Genomic DNA, 1293 nt, shown 5'->3' with positions numbered 1-1293 from the left:
AGGGCGCGGCCGCACCGGCGTCGGCCGCCGCCGGCGACGGTGCGCCGCTCGTCGCGACGAACCGTCCGCAGACGCGTGCGCAAGTTTACGAAGGCGTGCGCCGGATGACCGCGCTCGGCAAGCAACTTTTCTTCGACCCTACGCTGTCAGGTTCCGGCAAGCTCGCGTGCGCGTCGTGCCACAGCCCCGAGCATGCGTTCGGGCCGCCGAACGCGCTGTCGGTGCAGCTCGGCGGCGACGACATGCGGCGTGCCGGGTTTCGCGCGGTGCCGTCGCTGAAGTATCTGCAGGGCGTGCCGCCGTTCGCGGAGCACTTCCACGATTCGGACGACGAAGGCGACGAGAGCGTCGATGCCGGCCCGACCGGCGGCCTCACGTGGGACGGCCGCGTCGACACGGGCGCCGCGCAGGCGCGCATTCCGCTCACGTCGCCGTTCGAGATGAACAGTTCGCCCGCGAAGGTCGCGCGCGCGGTACGCGCGGCGCCGTACGCGGACGCGTTTCGCGCCGTGTTCGGCGCGAACGTGCTCGACGACGAACGCGCGACGTTCGACGCCGTGCTGCGCGCGCTCGGCACGTTCGAGCAGACGCCGTCGCTGTTCGCGCCGTACACGAGCAAGTACGACGCGTACCTCGCGGGCCGCGCGCAGCTCACGCCCGCCGAACTGCACGGACTGCAGCTCTTCAACGACGAGAAGAAGGGCAACTGCGCGAGCTGCCACGTGAGTCAGCGCGCGCTGGACGGCACGCCGCCGCAGTTCAGCGATTTCGGCCTGATCGCGATCGCGGTGCCGCGCAATCGCACGCTGCCGGTCAATCGCGATCCGCGCTTTTACGACCTCGGCGCATGCGGGCCCGAGCGGACCGACCTGAAGGGCCGCGACGAATTCTGCGGGCTGTTCCGCACGCCGTCGCTGCGCAACGTCGCGCTGCGCAAGACCTTCTTCCACAACGGCGTGTATCACTCGCTCGAGGACGTGATGCATTTCTACGCGGAGCGCGACATCCATCCGGAGAAGTTCTATCCGGTCGTGCACGGCCGCGTGCAGCGCTACGACGATCTGCCGAAGCGCTACTGGACGAACATCAACCGCGAGCCGCCGTTCGACCGCAAGCCGGGCGACCGGCCCGCGCTCGACGAGGCCGAGATCAAGGACGTGATCGCGTTTCTGAACACGCTGACCGACGGATATCAACCTGCGGCGACTCAGGCCCGCCGCTAGACGGGCACGCACACGCACGCATGCTATCCTCGGTCGCTGACGCGCGCGGCGCATGCCGGGTCACCGGCCG

The 1293-nt window shown here is 69.5% G+C and carries 1 protein-coding gene; it reads left to right on the top strand.

Going from position 1 to position 1293, the window contains the following annotated elements; all coding sequences use genetic code 11:
- On the top strand, positions 1-1223 hold a 1223-nt coding region (locus HMPREF3115_RS02495; protein WP_256275973.1), incomplete at its 5' end, for a cytochrome-c peroxidase.
- Between the last annotated feature and the right edge of the window lie 70 nt (positions 1224-1293).

The organism is Burkholderia sp. HMSC10F09, from assembly GCF_001806955.1.
Taxonomy (GTDB): Bacteria; Pseudomonadota; Gammaproteobacteria; order Burkholderiales; family Burkholderiaceae; genus Burkholderia; species Burkholderia multivorans.
Note: the sequence above shows the minus strand (reverse complement) of the source record. Positions and strands in the feature narration are given on the sequence as shown.